This is a genomic window from Bacillus sp. GMs2/2, assembly GCF_050172095.1.
Taxonomy (GTDB): Bacteria; Bacillota; Bacilli; order Bacillales; family Bacillaceae_G; genus Bacillus_A; species Bacillus_A cereus.
Window position 1 is genome coordinate 1 of the sequence record NZ_JBNLYE010000203.1, and the last position, 7,327, is coordinate 7,327.

Genomic DNA, 7,327 nt, shown 5'->3' on the forward strand with positions numbered 1-7,327 from the left:
TGAGGAGGGAGGAGTTTATATCTTATGTAGAAGAAAATATGAAAAGAAAAGAGGTACTATGTGTATTATGTCAGGAGCAATTATTCATTTATGGAGCAGCATTTGTTTTTGGATTAATTAATGGGATGCTATTTTTGAAATTATTCACGGTTATCTTTATGAAAATCGCAGGGATACAAGGAATAAATAGTGCGCCAATTACAATATATGCAGTTGTAATTATTAGTGTAATTATGATGACTGTCGTTTTAATATCGATGATGCAATGTTATCGATTTGTTCGAAATTTAAAAGATGAAAATTTGTTGCGGTTTAAAGAAAGGGCATGAGAAATCATGCTTTTTTCTATTTTACACATAAAAATAATCATGTTACAGTGAAAAGACCTGACAAAGAATGGGAAGGAAAGGTTGTATAGAATGACAAATGAACAATCAATTGTAAAAGTCGATCGGTTAACGAAGCGAATCGGATCAAAGACACTTGTACAAAATATTAGTTTTGAAGTGAAAAAAGGCGAGGTTGTCGGTTTACTCGGACCAAACGGTGCTGGAAAAACGACTTTAATGAGAATGATGGTTGGTATGATCCGTATGACAGAAGGTGAAGTATGGATTGATGGTCAATCTGTGAAACAGCAATTCGAAAAAACAGCTGCGAAAATTGGAGCGGTAATTGAGACACCTGAATTTTATCCTTTTTTGAGCGGCTATGAAAATTTAACATATTTCGGACGAATGAATGGTAATGTGACCGAAGAACGTATCGATGAAGTAGTGAAATTGTTAGGGATGGGACAAGTAATTGATCGCAAAGTAAAAGCGTATTCACTCGGCATGAGACAACGTTTAGGAATCGCTCAGGCACTTATTCACGATCCAGACGTGTTGATACTAGATGAACCGACAAATGGATTAGACCCTAGTGGAATACATGAAATGAGAATGTACATAAAAAAAATTGCACATGAACAAGGAAAAGCTGTACTTGTATCAAGTCACTTACTTTCAGAAGTTGAATTAATGTGTGACAGAGTTATCATTATTCAGCACGGGGAATATGTGGCTACGCAAAATATTCAGCATAGCCAAAGCGAAGAGATGGAGACGATCCGTATACGTGTAGATGATGCGAATAAAGCAGCAGAAATATTAGGGCATGATGTTTTAGTAAAAGATAATGAATTACTTATTAATGTAAAAGATGAAGAAATCCCAAATGTTATTCGTACATTGCTTGAGAAAAATATTCAAGTGTATCGTGTATATGAAGAAAGAAAAACGTTAGAAGAGCAATTTTTAGAATTAACAGGGGGAAAAGATATTGTTTAATTTAGTATATAACGAACTGTATAAAATATTTAAGCGGAAGCGAACGATTATTCCATTTGCAGTTATTGCAGTATTAATAATCGGATTAGGATGGGTTACGGTAAAGTATTTTGAACCGGAAACAAAAGGATGGAAAGTAGATTATACAGAACGAACTGTAGAAATTGAGAAAAAGCTTGGCATGAAAAAAGAAGCTATTTTAGCAGAAAAATCAGGGGATGAGCTTGTAAAAGAATACCAGCTTAAGATGAAGCATTTAGATACGGATACAGCACCGGCAAGCAGTTCTCCACTTTCTTTCATGAGAGATACAGGTTTTATCGTATTTCCAATTTTGCTCCCATTTATCCTCGTGTATGCAAGTACAATTTTTGCGAATGAATATAGCTGGGGAACATATAAATTTTTAACGATACGACCAGCGAGTCGCTTTAAAATTTTAACAGCAAAATTTTTAGCAATTGTTATATTTGCAGCTTTATTATTTATATTTAATATGATCTTCTCCGCTTTATGTGGACTTGTTATTTATAAATTCCAACAGCCTGCATGGAGTGAGTTTATTTTCCAAGATGGAAATATAATAAAACAAAACATTTTTGTAGAAGCAAGTAAATATTATGTTTTATCGTGGTTACCAACGGTTGTGTACGCATCGTTTGCATTTATGATTTCTGTGTTAACAAGATCTAGTGGAGGTGCAATTGGTATTTCACTATTCCTTGCTTTATCAGGCAATATTGCGCTATTAGCAGCCACTAGATATAACTGGGCGAAATATTTATTGCCAGCAAACACAGATTTATATAGTATTTCAAAGAATGGAAGTTTTATTGATGGAGTAACATTCCCGTTTGCATCATGTATGTTGTTACTTTATTTGTTCGTATTTTTATGTATTTCATATACTGTGTTTTTAAAACGTGATTTAACTTAATAAGAAAAGCCGTTCAGGGTGCTGAGATGCACTTTGAACGGCTTTTTTTATGAGAATTGTTTAAGTGCTCTTTCGGCTAGTAAAGCAAAGTATTCTGCACTTATAGGCAGTGCCTCTTCATTAATTGTAAAAGCAGGATGATGCCATTCATGTGTACCGCTCGTTCCCATAAAGACGAATGAACCTGGTATTTCCTGTTGGTAAAATGAGAAATCTTCTCCAGCCATTGACGGACTAGGCGAGATGATATTAAGATTCATCTTTGTGGCAACTTGAGTAGATAAGTCTGTAAGAGCTTTATCGTTGTGAACAGCAGGAGGACCTGAATAAAAACAGAATTTCGTTTTTACACCTAATGCATCAGATACACCTTTAATAATACGCTCCATGAGTGCTGGAATCTTTTCACGTGTTTCAGCTTGGAATGTGCGAATCGTTCCTTCTAACGTAGCTTTTTCAGGAATCACGTTCCACGTATTTCCTGCATGAATATTTGTAACACTAACAACTGCATTATGAGATGAACTTATATTTCGGCTTACAATTGTTTGCAGTGCCATCACAATTTGAGAGGATGCGACAATAGGATCTACTCCAGCATCTGGTACAGCCGCGTGTGTACCAACTCCGTGAATTTCAATTTCAAATCGATCAACTCCGGCCATCAGTGGACCATCTTTAATGCCAATTGTACCTACTGGTAAATCAGGTTTATTATGCATGCCGAAAATCGCTTGCACATTACGTAAATGTCCAGCATCAATAACTTTGCAAGCGCCATTACTACTTTCTTCAGCTGGTTGGAATATGAAGCGAACCGTTCCATTTAGGGAAGATTCTCTTTCTTTTAATAAGAAAGCAGTACCTAAAATAGCAGCTGTATGAAAATCGTGTCCACAAGCATGCATTTTCCCTCGTACTTTAGATGCATAGGACAAATGTGTTTCTTCTTGAATAGGAAGGGCATCAATATCAGCACGAACTGCTACAATTGGTCCGTTTTTATTACCAGACACTTCAGCGATAATTCCTGTTTCTAAATTGGAATCAATGATAGTAATGTTTTTTTCTTCTAACCAATTTTTTATTGCTTTTGTTGTTTCGAACTCTTCATATGATAGTTCTGGATACTCATGTAAATGTCGACGGATGGAAATAAGTTTTTCTTTTAGTTGATTTGAAATAGATACCATGTAGTATGCCTTCTTTCTTCAGCAAAATATTTATCATAAGTATACAACAATAAAAGAGAGGATTCTCAAATGAAAATCCTCTCTCGTTTATCCCATAAAAGCCCGATTGGTTCAACTAATTAAAGTTTCACTTTATGCTGCGACTTTTTTATGCGTATGATGTTTACGATAACGTCCACGCATTGCGTATGCAATTTGCGGGATTGCAATCCCAATTAATATAAGTGATACACCGAACCATTGTGAAGATAGTACAGCCTCTTTTAAAACGAATACTGACATAATTGTTGTAACTGGTAGTTCCGCTGCACCAAGAATAGTCGCTAAGCCAGAACCGATTTTTGGAATCCCGATTGTAAAGGCAATAGATGGAATAACGATACTAAATGTTCCTAATCCTAAACCGTATTTCCAAAGACCTTGAGAAATGGCACCATTAAAAATAAATGTTGGTGGGAATACAATCATGACTAAAGTTAAAGCACCAGTCATTAAGAGAACACCGCGCGGTAATGAAGGTACTTCAACAGCAACTTTTCCGCTTACGAAAATGTATGTTGCGAATGTAACAGCAGATAATAAACCTAAAATGACCCCAGTCGTATCGAAAGCACCTACTGATTGTTCAAGTAAACCACTTGATAAAAATGTCCCTACAAGTAAGAAAATAACAGAAATAACTTTTTCTCTTGAAGGTAATGTTTTTGTTGCGACTGCTTCAATGATAATTCCGACCCAAACGAATTGGAATAAAAGAATAATTGCAATAGAAGCTGGTACAGTTTTTAATGAAGCATAATAAAAAATTCCGGTAAAACTTGCAGATGTTCCTGCAACGAATAAAAGTAATGCTTGCTTTAAAGGAACGCGACGTCTAGAAAATAGAAGTGTAATAGCAAGCAAAATAATCCAACCGAACAAATATTGGCTGCCAATTACCTCTCCAAGTGAAAATCCTTCTGCATATGCAAGCTTAACAAAAATAGCTAAAATTCCATAACTACACGCTCCTAATAAAACTAAAAGAGAATAACGAAGCATGAAAAATTCCTCCCATCTATATGAAGTTGTTCCGTATCGAAAATATATAACTAGAGGGAAGTATACAAAATTAGAAATAAAGGGTCAAATGAAAGAAAAGTATGACATTTTATAGAATAATAATAAAAGTATGATATTTATGCATAATCTTGAAATTTTTAATAGTAGAAGTATTATAAAATAAACTTTGCATTGTATAGAGATAGCATTTGAAAAAAATATTTTTTAAACCAATATGTATATAGACGTACTAGTAACGTGCTAATTATTTGAGAAACTATGTTACCTTTGTTATGGTAATAACAATTAAAGGAGTTTTATAATCCATTTGGGTTTTTTCTATATAATAGAAGGAAATGAAAACGTTTTATTAGAAACTGTGAGGAAGTGCGGTTTTTCTTATTGCCACGTTGTAAAAGTGATTTCACGAATTGTTCATAGTATTTTTATGTGTTTTTGTTACAATATTTAGGGAGAGGAGTGGAATGATGCAAGATATTAGTATTTTTTTAGCGTTTGGCGCCGGGTTCTTATCATTTATTTCCCCATGTTGCTTACCGCTTTATCCGGCATTTTTATCGTACATAACAGGTATGTCGGTTTCTGAATTGAAAGAAGAAAATGCAATGCTTCGCAAAAGAAGTATGATACATACAGCGTTTTTCTTACTTGGATTTTCAATTATATTTATTGCAATTGGATTTGGTACAAGTTTTATTGGAGGAATCTTTACTGACTATAAAGATTTAATCAGACAGTTAGGTGGTATATTTATCATCGTGTTCGGCTTAATTATTGTCGGGGTGTTTAAGCCGAAATTTTTAATGCAAGACCGTAAATTTACATTTAAAAATCGTCCAAGTGGCTATTTTGGATCAGTACTAATCGGATTAGCTTTTGCAGCAGGGTGGACGCCATGTACCGGACCAATTCTAGTGTCTGTAATTGGATTAGCAGCAACAAATCCAGAATCAGCAATGATATATATGATTGCTTACATACTTGGATTTGCAATCCCGTTTTTCGTACTGTCATTCTTTATTACGAAAATGTCTTGGATTAAAAGAAATAGTATGGCCTTCATGAAAGTCGGAGGATATATTATGATTGTTATGGGTGTCTTCCTATACTTTAACTGGATGACGAAAATTATCGTATATTTCTCAAGTTTATTTGGTGGTTTTACTGGTTTTTAGTATTATTCTGCGAAAATGTTGGAAATACTAACGGAAAAGCATATAATGAAAGTATATTTTGCATATAGCCACAAAAAAGGATGAGAAAATATGAACATAGTTCTTTTATCAAGTATCGTTGCTGTTTGTATGGCTGTCGGTGCGATGTTTATTCGTTTAAAAGCAGCTAAGAAACCTGCAACATTGAAAAAAATTATACTTCCACCATTTTTTATGAGTACGGGTGCATTGATGTATGTTTTCCCTGAATTTCGATTAACTCCAGCAGAAATGTTAGAAGCAATTGGTGTCGGTTTGATTTTCTCTATTTTTCTTATTAAAACATCTAAATTTGAAATTAGAGGACAAGAGATTTATTTGAAGCGTTCAAAAGCCTTTGTTTTCATATTAATTGGATTACTTGTAGTGCGGATTGTATTTAAAACCTACTTAAGTCAATCTCTTGATTTAGGACAACTTAGTGGCATGTTCTTCTTACTTGCGTTTGCGATGATTGTGTCATGGAGAATTGCAATGTATCGTTCCTTTACGAAATTACAGAAGGAAATGGAAAAAGAAGATGGTTTTTATAATGAAAAAGATATGAAGCTAACTTAAAAACTGTATATGTACCAAATAAAAAGACAGCGTCAAAGGCGCTGTCTTTTTTATCGAAAATAATATGAAGTTACTTTGCGAGTAAAGATCGATAGTTAGAATAATCAATCTTTTTTTCTTGTAGTTTTTTTATTAAAAATTTATGATCACGCTTTGGTGTGGCAATGATATATCCCTTAATAATTAAGTCTTGTGTAATTTGAGAGGCATTTTCTTGTAATGCAAGTTCCCCGATTTTGCCAGCAATCTTTGATTTTGCAACATCACGAAATAGTTCTGGAACAGGGCTTACAAGCTCTTCTAACAATTGTTTTTGTTCATCATCCCATAAATGTCTCGTTTTATTTATGTAGTGTTCTTCCCAATCCAAAATGGACATGCCGTCTTCTTTTGGTAATCGTTTCAGGAATTTTCTGAACATAAAGTATCCACCGATAGACATAAGCCCTAATAAAATAACCGTCCATAATACAATGAACCAACTGAACCATCCTTCGAGCACGCATATCCCCCCTTAATGATAGCGGTTTTCTTTTATTCATATTATATACAGTGAGATTCATAGAAAGCAAGAACGCTTGGTCATTTTGACCAAGCGTTATAGTTTAAACGAAGTATAGTTGTTCAACACATAAATTATTATTATCGTCTTCAACATACTCAATAATAAGTGTGCCAACTTTACGATCTTTATCTTCAGTTGTGAAAATAGAGTAAGAAGTAAAACGTGTTTTTGATAGGCCGCTTATATGTGTAGGTAAAGAAATGTAGTCGTTATCGCGGAAGAATTCCATCAGTTCAATATCCTCAAATTCTTTTCGGTCAACTTGTTTGTTTGTATAGCGGCGTTGAAGTTGTTTTAAAGATTCATTCCAAGAAATTGCTTTTGTGTCGTATACCATTGTTCTATCTCCTTACTGTATGTAATTATTAAGAACATACGTTCTAATCTAGTATACTCTTTTTATTAGAAAAGAGAAAGCAAAAAATAATGTAAGCTTGGATTTCCAAGCTTACATTATTGATGCGTCC

The 7,327-nt window shown here is 34.1% G+C and carries 9 protein-coding genes and 1 pseudogene; 6 read left to right on the forward strand and 4 right to left on the reverse strand.

Going from position 1 to position 7,327, the window contains the following annotated elements:
• From ACQGS6_RS19845 to ACQGS6_RS19855, 3 genes and pseudogenes are all read left to right on the forward strand, one after another.
• Positions 1 to 329, forward strand: a pseudogene (locus tag ACQGS6_RS19845) (ABC transporter permease); the annotation flags it as partial.
• Between the two features lie 90 nt (positions 330 to 419).
• Complete coding sequence (locus ACQGS6_RS19850) at positions 420 to 1,331, forward strand: ABC transporter ATP-binding protein (protein WP_000180622.1); 912 nt, start codon at positions 420 to 422, stop codon at positions 1,329 to 1,331.
• Positions 1,324 to 2,268, forward strand: coding sequence for an ABC transporter permease (locus tag ACQGS6_RS19855; RefSeq protein ID WP_000482759.1), 945 nt, complete (start codon positions 1,324 to 1,326; stop codon positions 2,266 to 2,268). Before ACQGS6_RS19850 ends, ACQGS6_RS19855 begins: the two co-directional genes overlap by 8 nt.
• A gap of 47 nt (positions 2,269 to 2,315) precedes the next feature.
• On the opposite strand, the gene ACQGS6_RS19860 is transcribed toward ACQGS6_RS19855, so the two are convergent.
• Complete coding sequence (locus ACQGS6_RS19860; RefSeq protein WP_000253673.1) at positions 2,316 to 3,461, reverse strand: M20 peptidase aminoacylase family protein; 1,146 nt, start codon at positions 3,459 to 3,461, stop codon at positions 2,316 to 2,318.
• Positions 3,462 to 3,593: 132 nt separating this feature from the next.
• Positions 3,594 to 4,502, reverse strand: coding sequence for an EamA family transporter (locus ACQGS6_RS19865; protein ID WP_048567468.1), 909 nt, complete (start codon positions 4,500 to 4,502; stop codon positions 3,594 to 3,596).
• Between the two features lie 322 nt (positions 4,503 to 4,824).
• On the opposite strand from ACQGS6_RS19865, the gene ACQGS6_RS19870 reads away from it, so the two are divergent.
• The 3 genes from ACQGS6_RS19870 to ACQGS6_RS19880 all read left to right on the forward strand — a co-directional run bounded on the left by ACQGS6_RS19870 (position 4,825) and on the right by ACQGS6_RS19880 (position 6,295).
• A complete protein-coding gene (locus ACQGS6_RS19870; protein WP_071686460.1) occupies positions 4,825 to 4,974 on the forward strand; it encodes a peptidase T in 150 nt (49 codons plus the stop codon).
• 16 nt (positions 4,975 to 4,990) lie between these two features.
• Positions 4,991 to 5,698 (forward strand): cytochrome c-type biogenesis protein CcdA, encoded by a 708-nt coding sequence (ccdA, locus tag ACQGS6_RS19875; protein ID WP_001152676.1) that lies wholly within the window; start codon positions 4,991 to 4,993, stop codon positions 5,696 to 5,698.
• 90 nt (positions 5,699 to 5,788) lie between these two features.
• On the forward strand, positions 5,789 to 6,295 hold the full coding sequence (locus tag ACQGS6_RS19880; protein ID WP_001028440.1) for a CcdC family protein: 507 nt from the start codon (positions 5,789 to 5,791) through the stop codon (positions 6,293 to 6,295).
• 70 nt (positions 6,296 to 6,365) lie between these two features.
• Here the strand turns inward: ACQGS6_RS19880 and ACQGS6_RS19885 are convergent, their stop codons facing one another.
• Together ACQGS6_RS19885 and ACQGS6_RS19890 are read right to left on the reverse strand one after the other, a co-directional pair.
• Positions 6,366 to 6,797 carry a DUF2621 domain-containing protein gene (locus ACQGS6_RS19885; protein ID WP_000889387.1) on the reverse strand — a complete coding sequence of 144 codons (432 nt, stop codon included), beginning with the start codon at positions 6,795 to 6,797 and terminating at the stop codon, positions 6,366 to 6,368.
• A 103-nt stretch (positions 6,798 to 6,900) separates the two neighbouring features.
• The gene (locus ACQGS6_RS19890) at positions 6,901 to 7,197 is read right to left on the reverse strand and encodes a hypothetical protein (protein WP_000262400.1); all 297 of its coding nucleotides are present in this window, start codon (positions 7,195 to 7,197) and stop codon (positions 6,901 to 6,903) included.
• Between the last annotated feature and the right edge of the window lie 130 nt (positions 7,198 to 7,327).